At 55.3% G+C, this 21,873-nt stretch carries 23 protein-coding genes; 4 read left to right on the plus strand and 19 right to left on the minus strand.

What is annotated here, in order from left to right; all coding sequences use genetic code 11:
* Positions 1 to 3: 3 nt before the first annotated feature.
* The 19 genes from RHM60_RS17295 to RHM60_RS17385 form a co-directional block, all read right to left on the minus strand.
* Positions 4 to 1,629 carry a hypothetical protein gene (locus RHM60_RS17295; protein WP_322212293.1) on the minus strand — a complete coding sequence of 542 codons (1,626 nt, stop codon included), beginning with the start codon at positions 1,627 to 1,629 and terminating at the stop codon, positions 4 to 6.
* A gap of 221 nt (positions 1,630 to 1,850) precedes the next feature.
* Positions 1,851 to 2,279, minus strand: a complete 429-nt coding sequence (locus RHM60_RS17300) for a hypothetical protein (protein ID WP_322212294.1) — start codon at positions 2,277 to 2,279, stop codon at positions 1,851 to 1,853.
* 124 nt (positions 2,280 to 2,403) lie between these two features.
* Positions 2,404 to 2,838: a hypothetical protein gene (locus tag RHM60_RS17305; protein WP_322212295.1), complete on the minus strand. Its 435-nt coding sequence runs from the start codon at positions 2,836 to 2,838 to the stop codon at positions 2,404 to 2,406.
* 42 nt (positions 2,839 to 2,880) lie between these two features.
* Positions 2,881 to 3,465, minus strand: a complete 585-nt coding sequence (locus RHM60_RS17310; RefSeq protein ID WP_322212296.1) for a tail assembly protein — start codon at positions 3,463 to 3,465, stop codon at positions 2,881 to 2,883.
* Complete coding sequence (locus RHM60_RS17315; RefSeq protein ID WP_322212297.1) at positions 3,462 to 4,040, minus strand: tail assembly protein; 579 nt, start codon at positions 4,038 to 4,040, stop codon at positions 3,462 to 3,464. The genes RHM60_RS17310 and RHM60_RS17315 overlap by 4 nt, the downstream gene beginning before the upstream one ends.
* A gap of 8 nt (positions 4,041 to 4,048) precedes the next feature.
* Complete coding sequence (locus RHM60_RS17320; RefSeq protein ID WP_322212298.1) at positions 4,049 to 4,429, minus strand: hypothetical protein; 381 nt, start codon at positions 4,427 to 4,429, stop codon at positions 4,049 to 4,051.
* Positions 4,430 to 4,535: 106 nt separating this feature from the next.
* Positions 4,536 to 5,144, minus strand: a complete 609-nt coding sequence (locus tag RHM60_RS17325; protein ID WP_322212299.1) for a hypothetical protein — start codon at positions 5,142 to 5,144, stop codon at positions 4,536 to 4,538.
* Between the two features lie 301 nt (positions 5,145 to 5,445).
* Positions 5,446 to 5,808 (minus strand): hypothetical protein, encoded by a 363-nt coding sequence (locus RHM60_RS17330; protein ID WP_322212300.1) that lies wholly within the window; start codon positions 5,806 to 5,808, stop codon positions 5,446 to 5,448.
* Entirely contained in the window at positions 5,805 to 7,598 is a 1,794-nt protein-coding gene (locus RHM60_RS17335; RefSeq protein WP_322212301.1) for a DUF927 domain-containing protein, read from the minus strand. The genes RHM60_RS17330 and RHM60_RS17335 overlap by 4 nt, the downstream gene beginning before the upstream one ends.
* Complete coding sequence (locus RHM60_RS17340) at positions 7,585 to 8,466, minus strand: toprim domain-containing protein (RefSeq protein WP_322212302.1); 882 nt, start codon at positions 8,464 to 8,466, stop codon at positions 7,585 to 7,587. The genes RHM60_RS17335 and RHM60_RS17340 overlap by 14 nt, the downstream gene beginning before the upstream one ends.
* Complete coding sequence (locus tag RHM60_RS17345) at positions 8,463 to 8,690, minus strand: hypothetical protein (RefSeq protein WP_322212303.1); 228 nt, start codon at positions 8,688 to 8,690, stop codon at positions 8,463 to 8,465. The genes RHM60_RS17340 and RHM60_RS17345 overlap by 4 nt, the downstream gene beginning before the upstream one ends.
* Positions 8,683 to 8,970 carry a hypothetical protein gene (locus RHM60_RS17350; protein WP_322212305.1) on the minus strand — a complete coding sequence of 96 codons (288 nt, stop codon included), beginning with the start codon at positions 8,968 to 8,970 and terminating at the stop codon, positions 8,683 to 8,685. Before RHM60_RS17350 ends, RHM60_RS17345 begins: the two co-directional genes overlap by 8 nt.
* A 106-nt stretch (positions 8,971 to 9,076) precedes the next feature.
* Positions 9,077 to 9,586: a hypothetical protein gene (locus tag RHM60_RS17355; protein ID WP_322212307.1), complete on the minus strand. Its 510-nt coding sequence runs from the start codon at positions 9,584 to 9,586 to the stop codon at positions 9,077 to 9,079.
* Positions 9,583 to 9,846 carry a hypothetical protein gene (locus tag RHM60_RS17360; protein ID WP_322212308.1) on the minus strand — a complete coding sequence of 88 codons (264 nt, stop codon included), beginning with the start codon at positions 9,844 to 9,846 and terminating at the stop codon, positions 9,583 to 9,585. Before RHM60_RS17360 ends, RHM60_RS17355 begins: the two co-directional genes overlap by 4 nt.
* Before the next feature lie 475 nt (positions 9,847 to 10,321).
* Entirely contained in the window at positions 10,322 to 10,996 is a 675-nt protein-coding gene (locus RHM60_RS17365) for a KilA-N domain-containing protein (RefSeq protein ID WP_322212310.1), read from the minus strand.
* On the minus strand, positions 10,993 to 11,298 hold the full coding sequence (locus RHM60_RS17370; RefSeq protein ID WP_024072876.1) for a helix-turn-helix domain-containing protein: 306 nt from the start codon (positions 11,296 to 11,298) through the stop codon (positions 10,993 to 10,995). Before RHM60_RS17370 ends, RHM60_RS17365 begins: the two co-directional genes overlap by 4 nt.
* Positions 11,299 to 11,559: a helix-turn-helix transcriptional regulator gene (locus tag RHM60_RS17375; protein WP_078827593.1), complete on the minus strand. Its 261-nt coding sequence runs from the start codon at positions 11,557 to 11,559 to the stop codon at positions 11,299 to 11,301.
* Between the two features lie 96 nt (positions 11,560 to 11,655).
* Positions 11,656 to 12,555: a DUF6387 family protein gene (locus RHM60_RS17380; protein ID WP_169876187.1), complete on the minus strand. Its 900-nt coding sequence runs from the start codon at positions 12,553 to 12,555 to the stop codon at positions 11,656 to 11,658.
* Positions 12,556 to 12,730: 175 nt separating this feature from the next.
* The gene (locus RHM60_RS17385) at positions 12,731 to 13,966 is read right to left on the minus strand and encodes a tyrosine-type recombinase/integrase (protein WP_078827595.1); all 1,236 of its coding nucleotides are present in this window, start codon (positions 13,964 to 13,966) and stop codon (positions 12,731 to 12,733) included.
* Between the two features lie 469 nt (positions 13,967 to 14,435).
* Between RHM60_RS17385 and hsdR the strand changes: the two genes are divergently transcribed.
* The 4 genes from hsdR (at position 14,436) to RHM60_RS17405 (ending at position 21,828) form a co-directional block, all read left to right on the plus strand.
* Positions 14,436 to 17,780, plus strand: a complete 3,345-nt coding sequence (gene hsdR / locus RHM60_RS17390) for a type I restriction-modification system endonuclease (RefSeq protein ID WP_322212313.1) — start codon at positions 14,436 to 14,438, stop codon at positions 17,778 to 17,780.
* A gap of 75 nt (positions 17,781 to 17,855) precedes the next feature.
* Positions 17,856 to 19,400, plus strand: a complete 1,545-nt coding sequence (locus RHM60_RS17395; protein WP_322212314.1) for an N-6 DNA methylase — start codon at positions 17,856 to 17,858, stop codon at positions 19,398 to 19,400.
* Positions 19,393 to 20,736 carry a restriction endonuclease subunit S gene (locus RHM60_RS17400; protein ID WP_322212315.1) on the plus strand — a complete coding sequence of 448 codons (1,344 nt, stop codon included), beginning with the start codon at positions 19,393 to 19,395 and terminating at the stop codon, positions 20,734 to 20,736. The genes RHM60_RS17395 and RHM60_RS17400 overlap by 8 nt, the downstream gene beginning before the upstream one ends.
* 48 nt (positions 20,737 to 20,784) lie before the next feature.
* A complete protein-coding gene (locus tag RHM60_RS17405; protein ID WP_322212316.1) occupies positions 20,785 to 21,828 on the plus strand; it encodes a restriction endonuclease in 1,044 nt (347 codons plus the stop codon).
* Positions 21,829 to 21,873 lie beyond the last annotated feature (45 nt).

Raw genomic sequence — 21,873 nt, forward strand, 5'->3', positions numbered from 1 at the left:
AGGTTAAATAGTTGGCGGCATGCTTGGTGGCCAAACTGCAATTCCATACCACCTGCTTCTCCAAGATCCCGTGTCTAAGTCAACTGGGACGACCCAGTAATCCTTGCCGTTTTGTGGTAAATAACTCCTTGACTCTAACCAGTTTAAGGCTTTATCCAGGCTTTCTAATTCAATAAGTTTTTTTACGAAATGCCAGATTTTAATTATTGGAATTTCTTGGCTTTGAATGTCGCTATGACCGATCCAGTTTCTTGCGCCGACAAAAGATGCAGTGCGATACGTATCGTCGATGTTCAAAAGAGTTTGCGTTAGTTGTTTGTCTCTCGATTTGAGCAGAAGGGATATTTTTTCTGATTGCTTAATGCCTTTTTCAAGTTCCAGTGAGCGCTCTATAGTTTCTCTTATTTCGGACGGTTCAATAAACCACTTGAGCTCAATGCATGCACATATTTTGTTTTTTCGATCTATGATGGCAATATCGATATCTGTTGAGGCTAAGACACCACGCGTGACTTCGTAGCCTAAGTGCTCTAAAGCGCCCTTCAACTCCTCGTAAAGTACTGATTCTTTGTTTAGGGTAAGATTTAAGTAGGTTTGTCGTTCGGCGGGTATCTTGTTTAAAAGTGTACAGAAATTTCTTTCAGCATTGGTGTTTATCCAGAGCAATGGAGATAGCGCCAGCTGATTATTGCTTATCTCTACTAGCGGCTGAACGGCAATGTCTGGATCTCGGATTTCTCGGCTTCCGAATTTTAAGTAATCTAGGATTGTGGCAACGGCTTTGCTGTCTAATGAGGTATATCTGGCTAGTCTGTTAACGAGGTCGTCATGACCTATGAGCCATAGCGATGATGAGTAACCCATCCCAAGTAAGCCTTGCGCTGCGACGTGTACCCTAGCAATAAACCATCCATAGAGCATTGCTTGTATAGTCGTAAAGACAATTTTAAAGTCATTGAAAGTTACTTTGCCAATAGTCCAGTCTGGAGGTAGAACGTACCTTTCTCCCAAGCTATCGCTATATGTTTTTCGTAGTAGTGCTACTAGTTTAGGGTTGAAGTTGAGCGTGAATGCCTGGTCTTTTACGGAGGTGTTTTGCATGACTTGTGCTGCTACAGCTTCTACGTCAAAGAACTTATCGTCATGATTTCCATCTTTTTGCACTATTCGATTGTACGCCTCATATCCATATTTATTGCTTTCAATTTCAAGGTCGCCGGTATCAATGTAGTTGTCTGTAAGTGCGAGTGTTATTTTTTTTCGACGCCATAAGGGGAAGATTAGGTTGAAGGCGTTGTATGTTATCGAAGACTCGATCCAGTTTTGCGCCCACTCGTAGTGCTCGTCTATAAAATCCTTTGTTAGCCTGGAATTGGGCATGAGTCTTTTATGGAAAAGTGCTCGAGCTGGATGCGCGATAGCGTTTACAAGTGTGTCAATATATGCGCTTTGCTGTTCGTTCGGTAAAGGATTGATGGCGGCGATCTTCAAATACCTATCTTCGACCGTTGACAGAAGTGTCCAAATTGCTTGGTTGTATTGTAACTGCATCAAAGGGGTGTTTAAGAACTCCGAATCGATTTCGGCTTCTGCATTTGCTATTGGATCTATAACTTCGCTTTTATGCATTTCCTGCAATCCTTGCAAATGACATGGCTTGGTTTGTGTCGGTTCTGCAGCTTGAAAAATAGATAAGTTTTTAAGGGGCGTTTTACCTGAGCTTTTTGGAAAGTCTTTCGAGATTTATTGTCATTCACTAAATGATAATTGTCCCTCACGTCTGCAGCATGTGACATTTTACGGGTAGGGTCATTCCTTATTTTGTTACAAATGCTCAGCTCCGTAGGCCCTCATATAGGGTAGGCGGCATACACCTTCGTAGCGACATACAAGAAAAACGAAAGCATCATCGTGAGGTTGCGCAGCCTGTACATGGCCTGCGTCCGGCTGGCGTATTTTTCAACAGACATTCTCGCAAGCATCCGCGCCGAGTGATCGTTTAACACTCCCATCTCGATTCCGTGCAGATAAGCCGAGTTAGCGTTTGTTGTAGTAATCGTAGCCTCAATGCGTAGGAATCCGAATACGGCGCTCAATGCCATGATTAATAGGGTTGCCAAGTACATCGTTGATACGTTCATGCCTATAGGACCAAAAGGCATTGTCTGCGCCAGATAGGCGCAAGCCGCCATTGAGGCTCCGAGGACGAAGCGGTCAAAGTTGGCAGATTCAGTGCTCGCGCTTTGGTGGAGCTTTACACTCCGTTCATCCGCACTCATTTTCAACTCCCATGAATGGTTACTAACGGTGGTTACCGATGTGGCTACCAGCGGTCTGCGAGGTGGTGAGCGAGACAGACGATTTGGTCTGAATGAGACCATATCGTCTGTCTCGACCAGTCAGCTAAATGGAACTTGGGCGTATGTCCGTTCCATTCTGAGTACCCGAAATCCTGAATTTTTGGGTTTCTCCTGAGCTGACCTCGGCTGCCGTTTCCTTCACAGGCTGACCGATCTGCATTGCACAGAGGCCGTTGCCTTCGTCATCGCCGGCGATGCCAACGATATGCCGACCTGGCTTGACCTTGAATTTCACAATTTCGCCGGTGTCGATGCGCGCGACCTTTTTTCCGTCGATGAGCACGGTGGCTAAGCAGCCGCCAGACGCCCAAAAACCATTGTCTCGACTAACTGCCAGTGTCGCACCACCAGCAACGTCTGACTGATAGGCGTAGACCCTGTCGGCAGGCACCCGCTTTGCAGCGCTAGGCGCTACTGGTGTGCTTGAACATCCAGCCAGTAGTGCGAAGGTGACGGTGGCGAGCAAAATCCTGTGCATGTTTCTTCCTCCGTGGTTGATGGATCACTTTACACCAGCCCCCTACATCTGGTCTTCGGCGTAAATCGCGGCGCTGATGATCGCACCACCAACTCGACGCTTGCCGTAGCACAACGGGACCGGGTTGCCGGAGGCGGTGGTGTTCTTGGCGCTGCCAAAGGCGTAGCCGGGGGTGTTCTCTGGCGCGGCGCTGGTCTTTAGGCCGCCCGCCTGGGGGCTGAGCATTTGGATAACACCACCAGCAGCGAGAGCAATCCCTGGGGCAAGCGTAGCGCCGTTGGTGAACGGACTGGCCACGATCAGCACAATTCCGATGATGGTCTGAAGTATCCCAGCACGCTTGCTACCGGTGATCACGGGGACGACCCGTATCTCCCTGGCTCCGCCGAGTGTCAGCTCGGATTCGCCAACATTCTTCCTGTTGCGGAAAATTGCGAACTCCAGACCGATGGAGCGTGCTCGCGCGATATCGCTCAGGAGCCCTGGGTGATTCACATCTATTGCCCTCAGCGCCTCCCTGGTGTCGCCATGAGCGGATAGGGCATAGGTGTGTCTACGGCCGTACTTTTTGGCCAGTGAACCACTGAGCAGAATGGTTGTGCGCGGTGAATATTCGATGGCAGTCATACCCGATCCTCAGCGTAAATAGCAGCGCTGATGATCGCGCCACCCCAGCGGCGATGGCCGATGCAAAGAGGTACGGGCAAGCCTGATGCAACGGTGTTTTTTGCACTACCAAAGGCATAGCCAGGAGTGTTCTCGGGCGCGGCGCTAGACTTCAAGCCCTGTGCTTGCGGGCTCAACATCTGAATTACGCCGCCGGCGGCCAGCGCGATGCCCGGCGCAAGTGTTGCGCCATTTGTGAAAGGGCTCATAACGATCAGTACGGCCCCTATGATCGTTTGCAAGATACCTGCCCGCTTACTGCCGACGATCACGGGGGCGATAATGATGTCGCCATGGCCTTGATAATTTAGCTCACTCTCCCCGATGTTTTTCTTTCCTCGGAAAACAGCAAACACAAGTCCGCGCGACCTGGCGTTTGAGATGAATCGCTCAAGGCCGGGAATCTGCATGCACAGCGCTTTCAAGGCTTCCGCTGGCGTGCGCACGGCAAGGTCGTAGGACCTGCCGAACTGCCGGAGTTGTCCGTAGAGTTTGATGGTGGTCATAGGGGAGTTATCGAATGCGGTAGCGGCCATGTGGCCTCCTATACGGTGATCGAAGGGGCAGGTAGCCCAAGGCGAATGGCGAGCACTGCGCGTGACATATGCGCCTGGTCGATGGTCAGCTGTTCCTGGCGCGGGTCGTAGTTCCACACCCGGTTGTAGATCGTTTCGCTTGCCCTGGCACCGCGGAATGTTCCCCGCATCAGATCCGCCGAAACCCGGGCCTCTTCCTCGGTGAAGTAGGGGCCATCGATGGTCACTTGCTGGCCATTGCGGACGTGCTGGACCTCCCACACCAAGTAGCCTGCGTCCGGCCCCTGAATCAGTTCGTAGGGTTTGAATTTAAGTGTGTTGCATGCGTCGGTGAATCGCTCCTGATAGGTGGGCGTGTGGTCCGCGGTGTTGCTGTCTTGGTCTGTCATGGTTTCCTCTGTGCGCCGCTGGCGCTGGTCGTGGGCTGGTGCTCGGTGGTGTTGCTCGGTGTCGCGCCACGTTTTCGTGATTCGCAAAACGTGGCGCGGAAAATAGTCATTTGCCGACGATGCTCAGGGCGGGCGGCAGCTTTGGGCCGAACGGCGCACCAGGGGCGAATGGATCTGGCAGTTGGTCTTCTGGGCATTCCCTGATGAACCGGATCATGGCGGCGTGGCAGGCTTGATACAGCGGGCCACCGGCGCCCCATTCCTCGCTCTTGCGGTCGGCGCTGTCCTCTAGCTGGGATAGGTAGGCCAATCCGCGAAGGCTGGTGTCATCGTCTGCGCTGGCCTGCTGGCGATGTACTGGGTTGACGCCCAGCAGGTCGCACATCTGGTCGAAGCCCAACGCCTGCGCCAGCCCCTCGCGGTCGAACATCAGGGATTGGCCAAACCCAGCAAGTGCGCTCCACGCTCCGCTGCGGGTGGCCTCTTGGTGTTCCTGGGCTCGCTCCTCCAATTCAGCAATGGCCTGCCGGGTGAAGGGGAGGAATGCTTTCAACTTTCCCGCCTGCCGACGAAGGGCTCGCCGCTCACTGCGGATAACGTCGAGCTGTTCAGCAATGGCGCGACAGATTCGCCGGGTGGTGATGAGCTGTGTGGCGGCGCTGCTGCCGGGTTTCATACCGATGTTGCACAAGCGGGTGATAAGGCTGGGCGTCATTGGTGCGCCTCCAGAGGTGTGGCGTCGTAGCTGGCGCGCAGGTCGGCGCCAGCCGTGCAATGGCGGCTGGTGGGTGCGTAGCAGCTCCGACAAACCATGATGTGGTTGAGGTAGCGGTCACGGGCTTGTCGCCACTGAAGTGTGGCAGTGGCAGCGCTTGCGTGTGGGCTTGTAATGAGCGGTGGAGTGCGCTCGACAGGGCTGGCCAGGACCAGCCGCGGGCGAGGCCGGCCATCCACTTTTGGCGAGTCGACTCCGGCGATAGCTGGCGGCATGTGATCGAGCAGGCCGGAAAGGAGACTCATGGCGTCACCTCGGTCTGATCGCCGGTGATCCATTGTTCCTGTGATTCTAAAAACACCGGCAACAGCGGTAACAATGGCAACAGCCCCGTAAACCGTGGCCTCCAGACGTTGCCGATGCTGCCAAACTGTTGCCACCGGTTTTTTACCGGCAACAGTGATAACCAAATGAAAGGAGAGAGCGGATCTCTTATGTTGGAAGTGAGGTGTGCGTTGCCAGTTGTTGCCACTTTATTTATAGGGTGGCAACGGCTGTAAGCCACGCCACACAAGGCCGTTGCCGGTGTTGCCACTGTTGCCAGTGATTCTAGGTTCCTGTGAACTTGGGCAATCTGGATTGCTGGTCTTTGAGTGACGTTCATACGCCACCGCCTTCACGATCCATGATGTCTGGATCGATCACATAGAGACGAGCCTGGCCACCACCAGGGAGTCGGTAGTTTTTGGTTTTACGCTCGTTGTCGCGGCGTGCGAGGACGTTAGCGCTCTCCAGAGCCTTGATGATGCGAGACAGGCCATAGCCGTGCGCCGCCTCGATAAGCGCCGGCTTGTTGAACAGGTATAGGCGGTTGGCGCCCACCAGCTCCCAGTAACCGGCCCGGTTGAAAACCTTGGTGTCAGGCGTTTGATCGTCGACATCTGAAAAGCGGCTGCTACCGTGGCGGTCGATAAAGTCCAAGATGCCGGCCAGGATCTGCCGGTCTTCCGCGTTGCCGCTACCCACCCTGCTGAGCCATTCGCCGTACAGTAAGCGGCAGTCAGCTAGGGCCGTACCCGGCACCCATGGCAGCAGGCCGTAGGCGATGGCCATCTCGCCGGCAAGCGCGATCACGGCGAACCGATCAGCCACCCGGCCTGCCTGGGCGTTGTCTTCCACAAAGCTGGCGCGAACGCCGGCGAAGTCTTCCAGCAGGCCTGTGCGGTCGTCGCTTTCGAGCAGCTTCTCGACAAAGACTGGCCCAAGGTGGCCATGGTGGGCGCCGACGGCCACGGTGAGTTGTCGGTGAAAGTCCGCTCCCTCAAGCCCGTGCAATTCGTCAAAGGCCCGGTGTGTCCGTGTGCCGGCGTTCACGTCGACCATGCGCAACTCGGCGCCAGCGTGTGCGGCATTGCCGGATATGGCCGCGTGTTCAGAGAGTGAGCGCTCGCCGCTGGAGAGTGTCAGCAGGCGCCAGCTCAATTTGGCGCGGCCTTCGCGCTCGCGGGTCATGGTGCCTTTGCCCTGGCCGTTGGCGAGGGAATACGCCATTTCCTGTACGCGCTTGGGGTCGGCGCGCTTGATCTCATCCAAGGGCAGGATGGTGTCATTCCGGCTCGATGCCTCGATCTCCAGGCCGCCCTTGGTCATGTCCCAACTGGCGGCGAACACGCCCGGGTCGCCCCATACCGACGATCCGATCAGTTGCGCCAGTGACTTGCCGCTTGAGCTGTCGCCCACCAGATGAACACCACCGCCCAGCACACCCACCAAACTCAGCAACGGGCCTGCCAGCGAGCAGCCGATCGCCAGCGTCAGTACCGGGTTGCCCGCGCACTTGGCGGCCACCTCTGATTGCCACAGCGCCAGCTCGCCACGCCGGCTGAAAAGTACCTGAGCCTTGTTGCTGGCCTGGTACCGCACATTGGCGCTACCGATGGTTCGCCCAGGCAGCACAAACGCGCCCGACTCATGCCAACCCGGCCGGCTGGTGGTGGCAAACACTTCTGCAGGATGCTGGTCGAGCAGGTACTCCATGAACGTGCCGCGCTTCTTGAGGGCAATGATGACGCCCATCCCGAACAAGGCTCGCCGGGCGTCTTCGCCGCTGCCGCCGAACACCTCCATGGCGATGATCCATTCTTTGATGCCGCCCTCTGTGACCAGGCGCAGCAACCGGCCTTCGCTGCCATCGTCGCTGTTGGTGGTGCGGGCGACGACGGTGACGGGGCTTGAGATCCACTCATCAGTGATAGGCCGGTCGCCGGTATCGCCCTCGGCGTCGTCCTGGTCAGCGGCTGCGCGCTTGAAGCTATGCCAGTAAACGCCCGGGCGCAGCTTTCGGCCCTTCTCGTTGATTACCCAATGCTCATACACCGCCCAGCAGGGGCGATCTGGCGCAATGGTCGCGGCGTCCGGCCGAAGGTTGATCACGTTGGTGTCAGGCTTGGACATGGGCGAGTTTCCAGTTGGCGAGGTCGTTGAAGTCGGTGAGGTCATCGGGGGCGCCTTCCGGCCACTCAGGGAAAGCCACTTGGCCACCCACGGCCGCCGCCGCTGCGTTTGCCGCTGCGCGCCCCGGGTTGCCATCGGTGAGCCGGTCGTCGTCGCCGGCGATGACGATTGGCTGGCCCGGGTAGCGAGCGCGAAGTGCCATCGCCGCCGGGATCAAGTTGCCCGCGTTCATGGCAGCGGCAACGACATAGCCGCCGTGCTGGTGGAGGCTGGCGGCCGTCGCCCACCCTTCGCAGATGCAAAGCACAGAACCTGGCTCGATGATGCCCAGCGGTGAATAGGTGCCCTTGATCCGGCCGCCGAACAGGAAGCGCTTGTCGCCGTCCGGCCCGATCCTTTGCAGGTTGACCAAGCGCCCATCCAGGTACAGCGGAATCAGCAGGTCAGCGCCACGTTGGCGCAGGCTGTAGGAACGAACCGCCTTGGCGACCAAATACGGATGGTCGGGCGCGGCCCGGCGCGCATTGCGCCACCAGTGGTTGGCCTTCTCGGCGGCCTGCTGCTGGCGCCGGTGTTGCTCGGCTTCGCGCTGGCGCCGGGCCTGGTCAACTCGCTCGCGGATCTGGGCCGCTTCGCGGGCGTCCGCCGGTTCGCGACTACACCAGGTGCTGGCGCCGCCGGCTTTCCAACTGCCGAAAGCGCCTGATGCAATGCCGTCCAGGTACAGCACATACCAGCCGTTGAGCGAGCCAGGCTTATCCTCTGGCACACGGAACCGGTGGATTGCACCGTCGGGCAATGGTAGCCAGTCGAGAGGGCCATAGACGGCCTGGAGCGCATCACGGAATTGGATCGTTGCGTCTGTCATGCGGCCCCCTTCGGCGGGGTAAACCGCTTGGCCAAGCTCTCCAGTTTCTGAGTCAGGCGCTCCAGCTCATCGCAGTGGCGGCCTTGGTCGCCTTCCGAGATGCGCAGCTCTAGGAAGCCGATCAGGGTTTCCACCAGCAGGGCATAGCTGGTGCTGTCGATGTGGGCGCCCGTGGTGGGCGGTACGTCGCTGCCCTTGCGCTTGATTGGGGTCACATTACCCATGGCCGACCTCCCGGCGATCAGCGCCAGCAAAGGCCCGGCAAACTTGACCGTTGTTCACGCCGTGCCAGCGGGTAATGTTGTCGATTGAATCAACCAGGCAGGCCGTCACTTGGGCACCAGCACTACGCATAACTACGCGCCCGCACTCTGCGTCGGCCTCGCTCAAGAACGGCCCTAGCAAAGCCTTGGGCGCCTTCGGGTGAGTGACGTAAAACAGTTCGGTGGCTTTTTTCAGGCAAGCCGATCCCGTCGACGCAGATGCGCCGTTTTGAATTTTCATGCTTAACCTCTTAGGTCAGGGCGTCGGCGCTTCACGTGAGTGCGCGGTGGCTTTGTACAAAATGTGGGGCTGATAAAAAGGATCGAATGTGAACGCGTGTGCTGGCTCATAGGGCGACCTCGCGGTATTGCTGAGCGCCGCCCAGGTCGTCCGATCCGAATAGGGCTTGATTGACGGCCTTCCGGCTTTCCAGCATCAGATCGTGTTCATCGTGCGTGCCGACGCCCGCCGCCACCCAGTCAGGCAGTTCCTTGCGGCGCCGCATCTCGTTCAAGTGCGTCCACCACCGGGTAGCGTGTGTACGCTCGGCAGAAATCGCCTCGGCCACCTCGTTACTGCGCTGGTCCTGCAGGTAGTGCGGCAATGGCGCTGCCTTCTGCACTTCGCCGTTCGCATCATCCAGCTCGTTTTCCATGCACTCACACCACTGGTAAACCTTGGTGTTCCAGTCGGTTATTTCGATGGTGCCCAACTGCGCGAAGGCGTGAGGCGTGCTGTCTTCGGGGAAGGTCTCAAGCATCAGCGTGAAGATTGCGCGCACGCTCTCGAGCGCACTGGTCACTTCGTACAGATCCTGGACGCCGGTCTCGGCTATTTGCTTGTAGGAACGGCTCATAGGTCCCCCCCGGCGCCCAGGCCAGCGAACCCGGACAGAGCGGCGGAAATTGCCTCGCGGTTGCAGTCGGCGGTGTTGGCGCCGTCAGCGGCTAGGTTCCACGCGACATCTACCAGATTGCGGACGTGCTGACTCGTGCCCTTGTCTGCCAATGCGGCATAGAGAACGGCCTCAACCTTGCGCAGGGCGATCTGGGCGCTTTCGAGATCCTCAAGCGTGTCGTGGGCGATTTCTTGGATGGTAAGGGCGAGATTATTCATTGCGCACCGCCGGCAGACTCCAGGGTACGAGCGATGGCCATGTGGGAGTTGTAACGGGCGAGGCGAACGGAGAGTGATGAGTTTGCGCGGAGGGCGCTCAGGGCCATGCGGCGGTGAGCAAAGGCGCGGATTGCGGACGGAATAAGGGCGTGATTCATCGGTACGGCTCCTAACGTTGAGGAACCGCCACTACCTGCTGCAAAACAGAATTGGGTGGCGGCTGTACGCAGGTTTGCAGACCGGGACGTTAGGAACCCGGCGCGCTCGAGAGCGCCCCACGCACAGCCACCATAAAGCGAAATAGCGGCCATGAAAAAAGCGCCAGCTTTCGAGACGGTGGCGCTTATGCGCCTAACGATAGTCGGGCTGCAAAACCCGGTCGCTGAATTTGCAGCGACGGGCAAACCATACCGACGAGCACGATTGCTTGCAACAAAAGTTATCGACCGTTTATCGCTGATCATGAGCATAGCTGTCATACCGCAACACTCCGGAGGTGCTTGGCCGTTAGGCTTTGGACGTAGCGCAACAGGGATGCTTTGCGGGCTGCGAAGTCCTTGCCCTGGCCGATCAGCAGCACGTCGCGTATCTCGATTAGGGTGACCAGCACCAGCTCATGGGCGCTGAGTTCGTCGCGATTGCGGCCGGCGAACTGTCCGGTGATTACCTGGTTGATTAGCTTGGCTTCATTGATGAAGTGATGGCGCTGGGGAGTTTTACCGCTCTCTTCGTACGCGATTGCCAGCGCATCACACAGGCCGCGATAGCCGACGGCCGATTGCTGGCGGGCCTGTTGCCATTTGGTCTGGTCACCACGTACCAGAGCGTCGATCTGCTCGTCGCACCAGATCTCAAAGTCCACAGAGAGCCAGCGAGCGAATTTCACCGCCAGCTTCTGATGGAGCCAGGTACCGCTGTTGGCAGTATTGCCTCGATGGGTCGTAACAAGAGTAATGCGGGATTTTCCCGTATTACTCTCAATCATCCTGCTCGCCAGTTTCTCTATGTACTCCTCGGTGGAGCCGAGACGCAGCCACTCGTTGGGAACCTTATCGAAGCGGGCAGCTGCAACGGTCGCGTTGATCCAACCGTCAGCATTGAAGTTGATGGCCTGGCCCTCGTATGAGAGGGGGACAATACGGGCGCTCATGCCGCCACCTTCGCACCTGGTTCCGCGATTAATGTGTAGACGGCAACACCACGGTGGATTCGGCCCCATTCGTCCGTCATCGTGATGCGGTTGGTGATGATCTTGTAGCCGGCATTGCGCAAGTCGCAGATACGGGCACCAGGACGGCAGATGTTCAACTCGCGCATGATGGTGAACGTGTCAGCAGGGCCCTTGCGAAGACGCGGAACAAGCCGTACTAGTTGGGCGTGGTTACTGGTATCGTAGAGGTGAGTTTTTTCTGGGCTGGCCTTATTGGGTTGGCCTTTTTTTTGGTCGGCCATTTATGCCGCCTCCCCTCGCAAGGCGATGCGCTGGCGCACCCAGGCGTGGACCTCAGCCAGCACAAAGCCAACTGGCGAACCACGCGACTTACTGTTGCTCAGCGGCACAGGACGGGGGAAGGTCGGGTCGTCTTTGAGGCGTTTGTAGACAGTGGCGCGGGCGAGGCCGGTGATGACTTCTACTTCAGGGAAACGAATGATGGTATTCGCAGGATCGAACCCTGTAGCGGAGGCAACTTCAAGATGACGTAGGTTGCTCATATCTGTTTCCCGTTATTGATGAGGACGGGAACAGGTTAAGGAGATAGGTGAACGCCTTCGATCCGAGTTTGGGCGGGTGGAAGTTTCCGGAAGGTTTCAGCTTGAGAAAGTTTCCGGATTGGTCCTCGCCCGAGAGGCCGCTTCGACGGCTACCAGAGACTTAATCTCTGACAGATCGCGCATCAGCCCATCGGCTAGCGGCGCCACAGTCTTGCGTAAGTTGCTCTCTCCCGCATCATATCTGCTGATCGCAGCTGACATTATGCGATCGGGAATATCGTTGTCTGTTTCCATCTCCCAGATTCTTAAGTCAAGGTAAGGCAGCAACCCATAGCGTGCCCACCGGTCGTAGAGGGGCTTGCCTCTTTTTGGGCTTGATTTTTTTTGGCCGGCTCTAGCGTCTCTCAGCCATGTGGAAAATGCTTCTTTTAGAGCGGCATCTGAAGCGCCAAGGTCAACCTGGACGATAGGAATCTCATTCCCGCCTCCACTGTAATGGCTGCCCTCTTCATCGTAATAGTTCAGCGACAACGGCGACGTAGCGTGTTCAACAGAATCCCACACCGAAATGGAGCTAGGGTTAATCGCCGCCCATCTTTTGCTGATCCCTTTTGCTGCTCTGCCGTTCCGCTCTGCTTCTAGGTCTCTGGTCCCTTGCCATACCAAGTCCATGACGCGTACTGATCTGATTGGCTGATTGTCGGCATGTGCCATCCACTCACTGATTTTTCCCTTTGAAGGGCTGTCGACAGGTCTTTCTCTAACACGCTTAGCTGACTCATTTATGGTCAGTGCCCAGAATTCTAGAGCAAATTCCAGCCACTGTTGTTCGCCGTGCTGAGAGATCCTTTCGTTGTAGAGGGGGTGTAACACGAGTAAGTCGTGACGGCGTTCTACTTGCTCGAGCCACTCAGCGGCACCAAATGATTCGCACCCCTGGTATTTAGAGAGATCGAACCAGTCGGGCAAGTCGTTTATTCGATCAATCTTTGCCATCCTTCTGCCCTCCCAGGCGACCGCATATTGGATAGATCGGGCTCATAGGCGAAGAGGTCGTCTACCTATCGCTCCGTCGCATTAGGCCCATTGGGGCCGTCTTATGAATACTGGCTATCTGGACAGTGGTGGCTTTCAGTCTATATACGTCTATGCGGACAATGGAAGGCCCGCATCAGGCCCGCTTGATCGACACGACATTACCCTTGGCCAAGTTGTCCAGATAGTCGGCATACCACTGCATCATGGTGGCGCGCTGGGCGAGGTACTGGGCTTTGTTGTAAACGCCAGCTATGCCTTGCTTGATATGCGATAGCTGCGCCTCGATGTGGTTTTCGTCAAACCCGTGCTCGTTCAGAATCGTCGAGGCGATATGACGAAAACCGTGCCCGGTCTGGCGGCCTTCATAGCCGAGACGACGTAGAGCCATCAGAAAGACCGTGTTGCTGCGGGGCTTGGTGGTGTCGCTCCGTCCAGGGAACAACATCGGGTAGGCACCAGTGAGCACCTGCAGATTTCGCAGTAGTTCGACTGCCTGAATTGGCAGCGGCACTAGATGTTCGCGTCGGCGTTTCATGCGCTCGGCCGGGATCGACCACAGAGCTTTATTTAGATCGAACTCCGACCATCGCGCCTCGCGCAGTTCAGACGGTCGACAGGCGAGCATGGAAAGCAAGTGCAGGCCGATCCGCACGTCAGCGGTGCCGTATGCCCTGATTGCGCGCAAGAGAGCCGGAAGCTCATCAAGGGATACATGGGCATAGTTCTCGGCAGGCTTGGTCAGGAGGAATTTATGCAGCCCCTCCAGCGGGTTGTGAGTGGCTCGGCCTGTTACTCGGGCCAGGTCGTAAATCTCCCGGCACATGCCGCGTACGCGGCTGGTCTGTTCAATGATGCCCTTCTGTTCCATGGAACGCAGGAACTCCATCCATTCCATGGGCAGGATCTCACGATAGATACGCTTACCGAATGCCGGGAAGACGTGGAGTTCGAGCGCGCCAATCATTCGCACGGCGGTACCGGCTGTCCAGCTCAAGCGCTTGGACGCGTACCATTCCCGCGCTAGCGCTTCGAAGGTCTGGCTAGAGGCTTCAGCCTCTGCGGTTTTTCTGGCTCGCTTGGTGGCAAGGGGGTCTCCGCCCTTGGCGGCGTCCTCTCTAAGCACAGCCGCTTTCTGTCGGGCCTGTGAGCCGGATAGCTGGTGGTCGCCCGTGCCATAGCCGCCCAAGCCAAGCCATGACCACTTGCCGTCTGGCTTCTTGTAGCGCAATTGCCAAGACTTGTTACCGTCTGGGCGCACTCGCAGATACAGAGCGTTGCCGTCCAGCTCCCGGTATTCCTTGGCTTCTGGCTCCAGTGTGGCTAGCACGGTGTCGGCTAAAGGGCGGCGTTTTATCTCGCTGCGCTTCATGTTTCTTGTACCCCTCAGTTTCAATTATTTTAAAAGGTACATGAAGGGGTACACGAAGGGAAGATATAGGGAGAGGCAAGGAGAGATAGCCAGAAACAAGAAAGCCCGCACTAGGCGGGCTTCTTGAGGTGATTCGTAGACTGTCTGAGACAGGTCTAAACAGCTATATGGTGCACCCGGCGGGATTCGAACCCACGACCCCTGCCTTCGGAGTCCTAAAAGTCGACGTTTAGAATCAATACGTTAGCGGGGATTAGCAGGGAAATCAACGGGTTGTGTTCGCTAAGGTTAGCTGGTTTTAGCCACGTTTAGCGGAGCGGGTGTGGCAAATTTGTGGCAATTTAGAATGTTTTTTCTGGTAGCCGCCCGCCTTCAATACTTATATCTGTCGAGTCCTTTGATGCTGGCACTTTGTATTTGAGTTATTTTAAGCTGAATGGGATGCAGGTCAGCCTCCAGGAAGCTTGTAATGACGGATCGACAATCTAACTTTTCTCACCTAGTAACGCTGAGCCCAGAGCTGGCAAAGCTAGGATCACGAGCCGAGCAGTATTTCAAAGACGATCCGAACACAAGCCTGCTCAAGTCACGCCAATTCGGTGAGTTGCTCGCTCAGGAGACTGCTGCGCGTCTTGGAAAATACAAAGTCGAAGCAGAGCAAACCCAATTGGAGCTAATCCAGACGCTCAGCCGTCTTGGTGTCCCGCGTGAAGTGACTGATTTATTTCACGTTATTCGAAAGCTGGGTAATCGAGCTAATCACCAATTTGCTGATGATCTACGTTTAGCCCTCCAAGCACTTAAATTCGCAGCCCAACTAGGCCTATGGTTTCAGCGCACTTTTGGTCGGGAGGGCATTCAGGCTAAAGCTTTCGTCATTCCTGAAGCACCCATGGTCATTCCTGAAGAGGTACAAATGGAATTGGCCAAGCTGCGCGAGCACAAAGCGCAGCTAGACGCCCAACTTACGGCCGTCCAATCCGAGGCTAGCGCAGCCAGTCTACGTGCTGAAGCATTAGCTGAAGAGGCTCAACTCTGGGCGACTCTTGCCTCAGAGGAAGAGGCAAGTAAACAGCAACTGCAGGCCAAGCTAGCTGAGCTTCAGGTGCAAGGTGTTGCTGATATCTCTTACTCAAAACAGTTCCTGCAGCGTGCATTTGCTGCAGCAAAGTTGGTAGAGATGGACGAATCTGCTACTCGCGTGCTAATCGACGGCCAACTTGCCGCCGCAGGTTGGCAGGTGGATACAGTGAATCTGCGCTACAGCAAAGGAGCTCGCCCAGAAGCCGGTCAATATAAAGCCATCGCGGAATGGCCAACGAAGAATGGCCCAGCAGATTACGCACTGTTTCATGGGTTAGAGCTGCTTGGCTTGGTTGAGGCCAAACGCCAGAGTCGTAACGTTTCTGGGGACATCGACCAGGCCAAGCGCTATGCCTGTGGTGTGACCGCAACCGATTGCAAACTACCTGGCGGTCCTTGGGGTGAGTTTAATGTGCCCTTTGTTTTTTCCAGTAACGGTCGCCCGTACCTCAAACAGCTGGAACATCTTTCCGGTATCTGGTTTTGTGACTTGCGCCAAGCCAGCAATCTACGTCGCGCTCTGGATGGATGGTATAGCCCAGAAGGGCTATGGGAGCTGTTCAAACAAGACATCCCCCGCGCGGAAACAGAGCTGGGGCAAATGCCATTCGAATTCGGTTTCGATCTCCGTGGTTACCAGCGCAAAGCCATTGAGGCCGTTGAAGAGAGTCTGCGTGAGGGTAAGCGCTACTGTTTGCTGGCCATGGCCACCGGTACCGGCAAGACCAAGACTTGCATTGCATTGATCTATCGCCTGTTAAAAACTCGCCGCTTCCGCCGTGTACTTTTTCTCGTAGACCGTGCTGCTCTGGGCGAACAGGCTGCAAACAGCTTCAAGGACACACGCGTTGATACCTTACAGACCTTTGCCGACGCCTTCAGCATCAAGGAGATCGACGAGGCGCTGGCTGACCCGGAAACATGTGTGCACATCGCCACTGTACAGGGCATGGTGGCGCGTATTCTCGGTAACGAACCGAGCAAGGTTCCACCAGTGGATGCTTACGATTGCGTGATTATCGATGAATGCCACCGTGGCTATCTACTCGACCGCGAGCTCTCGGAAACCGAATTTAGCTTTCGTGACCAGCAGGACTACATCTCCAAGTATCGCAAGGTGGTCGAACATTTCGATGCCGTACGTATCGGCATGACCGCCACTCCTGCCCTACATACCTCAGAGATCTTCGGACATCCGGTGTACTTCTATAGTTACCGCGAGGCAGTTTTGGACGGGGTATTGGTTGACTACGACCCACCACTGGTGATCAAGACCGAACTCTCGGAAAACGGTATTCACTGGAAAGCTGGCGAAAAGGTGCAGGTCTACTGTCCGGATACTCAGGAGATTGAGTTGTTCGATACCCCGGACGAGCTCTCCTTTGAGGTCGCCGAATTCAACAGAAAGGTTATCACTGCGCCTTTTAATGAGGCCGTATGCGGCGAGCTGGTAAAGCATATCAACCCGTTCGGCCCGGACAAAACCCTGATCTTCTGCGTCACTGACGAGCATGCTGACCTAGTGGTTGATAGGCTAAAAAAGGTCATGGCCCAGCATTACCCCGACGAGATTGGCGATGATCACATCCGCAAGATTACAGGCCAGTCGGACAAGCCATTGCAGCAGATTCGCAATTTCCGTAACGAGCGCCTGCCCGCTATCGCCGTAACCGTGGATTTGCTGACTACCGGTATCGACGTCCCTGCTATCTGCAACCTGGTATTCCTGCGCAAGGTGAATAGCCGCATTCTCTTCGAGCAGATGCTCGGTCGCGCTACCCGCCGCTGCGAGTCCATAAACAAGGAAGAGTTCCGCGTCTTCGATGCCGTAGGTACGTACAGCGATATGCTGCAGAACACCAACATGCGTCCAGTGGTGGTCAACCCGAATATCAGCTTCAACCAACTCAGTGAGGAATTTCGTGAGCAGCAAGGAGAACAGGCCCAGGCGCTGATCCGTGATCAGTTCTTGGCTAAGTTCCAGCGCAAGGCTCGTCACTTAGATGACCGCCAGCAGGCCTTGTTGCAAGAAGGCGTCGGCATGACTCCCCAAGAATTTGGCAAATTCCTCAAAGAAACCCCACTGGTAAAGATTGCCCAATGTTTTTGTGATAACCCTTGGCTCGGGGAGCTACTGGATGCAAAATCGGGCAAGCCACGTGATGCCATTCCGATCTCTCAGCAGCCCGATAGAATCGTCGATGTCGCTCCTTATTTTGGCGCTGCGGATGATTACCTGGATCGTTTCGCAAGTTATCTCAAGGAACACGGCAACGAGATTCCGGCACTGGTTGCCGTGTTGCAGCGCCCGCGTGATTTGACTCGCGCCGATTTGAAAAAGCTCGCAGTTACACTCCAAATTGCCGGCTTTGATGAACGCTCTCTTGGCACCGCCTGGGCGCACCGTAGCAACGAGTCCATCGCTGCCGGCATCCTTGGTTTTATCCGTCAAGCGGCCCTGGGCGACCCTCTAGTACCTTTCGAGCACCGTGTCGACCAGGCGTTAAACCGCATTCGTCAGCGCCACCCAGAGTTCAGCTCTTTGCAGAAACAATGGCTGGACAAGCTCGGCAAGCAACTCAAACGTAATGTTGTGCTAGACCGAGATGTGCTGGACACCGGGCCGCTGGCTGAGGAAGGCGGTTTCGGGCGTATTGATCGCTTCTTCGATGGTCACCTGCAGGAACTGCTGGCCGAGCTCAACGAAGCCGTATGGGCACAGCAAGCCTGACAATGCTATAAGGCGCACCATTTACGGTGCGCCCATTCGTTTTACGCCCGATTGGGCTAAGTATTAGAGAGCCCCATGAGCCAAGTTACCCACGATATCGTCCAGAAACTCTGGAACCTCTGCCATGTATTACGCAGCGATGGTGTCACATATCATCAATATGTCACCGAGCTGACCTACCTGCTGTTTCTCAAAATGGCCAAGGAAACCGGCCGTGAAGATCAGCTGCCTGAAAGCTACCGGTGGGATGACTTGGAGGCCGCAGCAGCACGTGCCGATTTGGATTTCTACCGTGCGTTGTTAATTCACCTCGGCAGTAAGGACAGCCAAGGCAGCGCCATCACCCGGCAAATTTTCGCCAGCGCCGGCTCCTTTATTCGTAAACCGGCCACATTGACCAGTTTGGTCAAAGCCATCGACGAACTGGACTGGTACTCCGCTCGCCAGGAAGGCTTGGGTGACCTGTATGAAGGTTTGCTAGAAAAAAACGCGGGGGAGACTAAGTCCGGTGCCGGTCAGTATTTCACCCCGAGGTCCTTGATCGACAGTATCGTCAAATGCATAAAGCCGCGTCTGTTCGAGACTATTCAGGACCCCGCTGCGGGCACCGGGGGCTTCCTCATTGCCGCCAACCACTATCTGGCTGAGCATTGCGATGTGAGTGGTCTTAGCGTCGAGGAGTTCCAGCGTTACCGCCGTCAGTTCCACGGTATCGAATTGGTGCTGGACACCCACCGACTGGCACTGATGAACCTAATGCTGCACAACCTGCAGTCCGACGGTGAGACTGGCGTACGCTTTGGTGACACCCTATCTCCGGATGGCGAGAGCCTACCGCCGGCAGACCTGATTCTCAGCAACCCCCCTTTCGGTACTGCAAAGGGCGGCGGGCTGCCTAGCCGCGGAGACCTGCGTTACCCAACAGCTAACAAGCAGTTGGCGTTTCTCCAGCATATCTACCGTAGCCTCAAGCCTGGTGGTCGCGCTGCCGTGGTGCTACCGGACAATGTGTTATTCGAGGCCGGTACTGGTGCTGATGTCCGCCGTGATCTGATGGATAAATGCAACCTGCACACCATTCTACGTCTACCGACCGGTATCTTTTACGCTCAGGGAGTAAAGACTAATGTGCTGTTCTTCCAGAAGGGCAGCATTAGTGACCCGCGCCAGGATCAAGGGTGTACCCAACGCACCTGGGTCTACGATATGCGCAACAATATGCCCAGCTTCGGCAAGCGCACCCCGTTCGGTGCCGCCCAACTCAGACCCTTTGAGCAGGCCTACGGTGATGATCCCAATGGCAATAGTACCCGCGCCGAGAATGTCGAAGGCATCGGTGAGCTGAGCCGCTTTCGCTGCTTTAGCCGCGAATATATTCGGAATGAGCGCAATGATTCCCTGGATATCAGTTGGCTGAAAAATGCCGACAGCCTTGATGCAAGCTCTCTGCCGGCTCCTGAAGTGTTGGCCGGCGAAGCTATGGCTGAACTGACAGAGGCCTTGCACGAGCTTGATGAATTAATGAAGGCGTTGGGTGCAGGGGATGAGGCCATAGAACAGAAACGTCTGCTGGCGGAGATGTTGGGGTTGGAGATGGTTGAGGCTCAGGCAAATGAATGAGTTACCGCGTGGATGGGTGCAGGCCGAAATAGGTCAAATTTGCGACCTTATTAATGGTCGAGCCTTTAAGCCGGAGGAGTGGTCTGCATCGGGACTTCCGATAATTCGTATTCAAAATCTGAACAATGCTGCCGCTAAGTTCAATTATTTCCAAGGCGATTTATCATATAATCACATGGTGGAAAAAGGTGATTTGCTTTTCGCTTGGTCTGGCACACCTGGCACTTCTTTTGGTGCTCATATTTGGCATGGGGGACGTGCCGCCTTAAATCAGCATATTTTCAAGATAGAATTTGATGGCAAGGCAATTGAACGCCGTTTTTTGCGTTATGCAATTAATCAAAAGCTTGAGGAACTCATTGGCTCTGCTCAAGGAGGAGTAGGGCTCCGTCATGTGACCAAAGGGACATTTGAAAAAACACTTGTTTCTTTTCCGCCAAGTAAAGAACAAGTCAAGGTTGCTGAAAAAATTGATGATCTGCTAGCTCAAGTCGACACGCTTAAAGCCCGTTTTGAGTCTATTACGCAGCTGCTTAAACGTTTTCGCCAGTCAATCCTTTTTACCGCCGTTTCTGGGCAGCTGACGGAGGAGTGGCGAAAGTCCCAAAAGGCAGAAGAATGGGGCTTTTGTAAGGTCGGAGACTTTGTAGAGCGAATCGAGGCTGGAAAAAGCCTAAAGTGCTATGAGCGTCCTCCGGTTGCAGGTGAGTACGGAATCATCAAAATTAGCGCTGTCACTTGGGGGGTTTATGACGAGGAGGAAAGCAAAACTCTCCCAGAAAAATCCTTATTTTTAGAGACCCGAAGAATTATGCCCGGTGATTTTCTAATTTCTAGAGCTAACACGTTAGAACTACTTGGGAATCCCGTGATAGTTGGCAAAGTTTCTAAAAATTTGATGCTGAGCGATAAAGTTCTTCGACTCGTAATGCCGGAAAGTTATAAACAATGGCTGTCAATATTTCTCCGTTCTCACTCCGGACGAAAGGAAATAGAGGCTAGGTCGACAGGTAATCAATTATCTATGCGTAATATCGGCCAGAAAGAGTTACTCGACATTAATCTTCCGAAACCAGGAAGAGAGGAGCAAGCCGAGATAGTCCGTCGTGTAGAACAACTCTTCGCCTTTGCAGGCCAGCTTGAGAGCAAAGTTCAAACTGCCAAGACACGTATCGACCTATTGACCCAGAGCATTCTAGCGAAGGCCTTTCGTGGTGAGCTAGTGACACAAGATCCTAGCGACGAGCCGGCGAGCATATTGCTGGCACGTATCCGTGCCCAGCGGGAATCGCAACCCAAGGTGCGGCGTGGGCGAAAGAGTGCAGCAACAAACTGATCCAAGCGCCCGTAACGGGCAAGGCAATGTATTAAGGAGGTAGTGCGGATGGCCATTTGGCTAGTGCGAGCGGGTTCCGCCGGGGAGTTCGAGGAAAAGTTTATCGGCGAGCGCCGAGTCTATGTGACATGGGCTGACTTGGACGTGAATCTCGGCGATCTCCAACATCGTGAGCAACTAAATACTGCCTTGGCTGAGCGCTTCCCCGATGCCAAGCCTAAAAGATTGCAGAACTGGACCAGCCAGATCTGGCCTTTCGCTCAGCGTATGCAGTTGGGTGATTGGGTGGTGGTGCCTCTCAAAACTCAACCGGTAATTTATATAGGTGAGATTATTGGGGACTACCAGTTTGCTGGTGATAGTTTAAATCCATTCTTCCACTGGCGTTCATTAAAGTGGATTGGTGAGGCTATTCCTCGCTCGAACTTCTCTCAGGATTTACTCTACAGCTTCGGTGCTTTTATGACTATTTGCCGGATTCAGCGTAATAACGCCGAAGGTCGGCTCAAGGCCATGGCAGCCAATGGCTGGCAGCCGGAATCCTTGCAGGATTTAGTCAAGGACGAGGTAACTGCGTCGGACGAAGTCGCGGTAGAACAGGCGGAAACTGACCTGGAGCGCACCGGCAAAGATCATATTGTGCGGCTAATAGAGCGCCGCTTCAAAGGTCACCGGTTGACCACGTTGGTAGCGGCCATACTACGCGCGCAGGGCTTTAGTATCTGGCAAAGCCCGGAAGGTGCCGATGGTGGCGTGGATATCCTGGCCAGCAATGGCTTGATGGGCTTTGGCGAACAGAACCTCTGTGTCGAGGTGAAGTCCGGTACCGGTCTAGTCGACCGGTCGACGGTGGATAAGCTGTTGGGGGCTATGAGCAAATTCAACGCCAGCCAGGGCTTGTTCGTTGCCTGGGGCGGTTACCGTAGCAATGTGCAGAAGGAACTGGCTTCCAGTTTCTTTCGTTTGCGACTATGGAGCCAAGATGACTTGCTGGAGCACCTATTCCTAAACTACGACCGATTGGATGAAGGCATCAAATCGGAGCTACCACTGAAGCGCATTTGGACTGCGGTGCTAACCGAGGATGTTTGAAACGACACTTACGGGATTCGTGACGTCTGCCCTAACACAGGACAC

It is taken from the genome of Pseudomonas sp. MH9.3 (assembly GCF_034354675.1).
Taxonomy (GTDB): Bacteria; Pseudomonadota; Gammaproteobacteria; order Pseudomonadales; family Pseudomonadaceae; genus Aquipseudomonas.

Coding starts and splice junctions, on each gene's coding strand:
- RHM60_RS17345 (WP_322212303.1), bottom strand. CDS start 8,690: ATGGGTAATGTGACCCCAATCAAGCGCAAGGGCAGCGACGTACCGCCC.
- RHM60_RS17350 (WP_322212305.1), bottom strand. CDS start 8,970: ATGAAAATTCAAAACGGCGCATCTGCGTCGACGGGATCGGCTTGCCTG.
- RHM60_RS17295 (WP_322212293.1), bottom strand. CDS start 1,629: ATGCATAAAAGCGAAGTTATAGATCCAATAGCAAATGCAGAAGCCGAA.
- RHM60_RS17395 (WP_322212314.1), top strand. CDS start 17,856: ATGAGCCAAGTTACCCACGATATCGTCCAGAAACTCTGGAACCTCTGC.
- RHM60_RS17380 (WP_169876187.1), bottom strand. CDS start 12,555: ATGGCAAAGATTGATCGAATAAACGACTTGCCCGACTGGTTCGATCTC.
- RHM60_RS17315 (WP_322212297.1), bottom strand. CDS start 4,040: ATGGCCGCTACCGCATTCGATAACTCCCCTATGACCACCATCAAACTC.
- hsdR (WP_322212313.1), top strand. CDS start 14,436: ATGACGGATCGACAATCTAACTTTTCTCACCTAGTAACGCTGAGCCCA.
- RHM60_RS17335 (WP_322212301.1), bottom strand. CDS start 7,598: ATGTCCAAGCCTGACACCAACGTGATCAACCTTCGGCCGGACGCCGCG.
- RHM60_RS17325 (WP_322212299.1), bottom strand. CDS start 5,144: ATGACGCCCAGCCTTATCACCCGCTTGTGCAACATCGGTATGAAACCC.
- RHM60_RS17355 (WP_322212307.1), bottom strand. CDS start 9,586: ATGAGCCGTTCCTACAAGCAAATAGCCGAGACCGGCGTCCAGGATCTG.
- RHM60_RS17305 (WP_322212295.1), bottom strand. CDS start 2,838: ATGCACAGGATTTTGCTCGCCACCGTCACCTTCGCACTACTGGCTGGA.
- RHM60_RS17375 (WP_078827593.1), bottom strand. CDS start 11,559: ATGAGCAACCTACGTCATCTTGAAGTTGCCTCCGCTACAGGGTTCGAT.
- RHM60_RS17385 (WP_078827595.1), bottom strand. CDS start 13,966: ATGAAGCGCAGCGAGATAAAACGCCGCCCTTTAGCCGACACCGTGCTA.
- RHM60_RS17400 (WP_322212315.1), top strand. CDS start 19,393: ATGAATGAGTTACCGCGTGGATGGGTGCAGGCCGAAATAGGTCAAATT.
- RHM60_RS17330 (WP_322212300.1), bottom strand. CDS start 5,808: ATGAACGTCACTCAAAGACCAGCAATCCAGATTGCCCAAGTTCACAGG.
- RHM60_RS17300 (WP_322212294.1), bottom strand. CDS start 2,279: ATGAGTGCGGATGAACGGAGTGTAAAGCTCCACCAAAGCGCGAGCACT.
- RHM60_RS17370 (WP_024072876.1), bottom strand. CDS start 11,298: ATGGCCGACCAAAAAAAAGGCCAACCCAATAAGGCCAGCCCAGAAAAA.
- RHM60_RS17320 (WP_322212298.1), bottom strand. CDS start 4,429: ATGACAGACCAAGACAGCAACACCGCGGACCACACGCCCACCTATCAG.
- RHM60_RS17365 (WP_322212310.1), bottom strand. CDS start 10,996: ATGAGCGCCCGTATTGTCCCCCTCTCATACGAGGGCCAGGCCATCAAC.
- RHM60_RS17405 (WP_322212316.1), top strand. CDS start 20,785: ATGGCCATTTGGCTAGTGCGAGCGGGTTCCGCCGGGGAGTTCGAGGAA.
- RHM60_RS17340 (WP_322212302.1), bottom strand. CDS start 8,466: ATGACAGACGCAACGATCCAATTCCGTGATGCGCTCCAGGCCGTCTAT.
- RHM60_RS17310 (WP_322212296.1), bottom strand. CDS start 3,465: ATGACTGCCATCGAATATTCACCGCGCACAACCATTCTGCTCAGTGGT.
- RHM60_RS17360 (WP_322212308.1), bottom strand. CDS start 9,846: ATGAATAATCTCGCCCTTACCATCCAAGAAATCGCCCACGACACGCTT.